This window comes from Bradyrhizobium sp. 23AC (genome assembly GCF_054863025.1).
In genome coordinates, this window is record NZ_JAVAYN010000104.1 from 1 (window position 1) to 289 (window position 289).

Annotated in this window: 1 pseudogene; it reads right to left on the bottom strand. The window is 63.3% G+C overall.

Features of this window, described 5'->3' with window-relative positions:
- Positions 1–228, bottom strand: a pseudogene (locus RAD10_RS41645) (hypothetical protein); the annotation flags it as partial.
- Positions 229–289: the final 61 nt, after the last annotated feature.

Genomic DNA, 289 nt, shown 5'->3' on the forward strand with positions numbered 1-289 from the left:
CTCGGCAAAGCTGGTTATCCGTCTCCACGCCATGCCGGCGATGGCAAAGGCGCCGGTCCAGCTGAAGATATCCTGCCAAAGTGAGGATGGCATCGCGATTTGCGACAGGCCATGGGCGAGGTGATAGCCCGCGACAGCCGCCGGGACGGTGAACGCTGCGGCAATCACCGCGCGCACGAAGCTGGATCGAGCCCAGATCAAGGCGGTTTGACCGATGAGAACGACCACGGCGCCGGCAAGAATTGCGACCAGAGCTGCCGAGGCAATGCTTGCCCCAGCGTGAACAGCC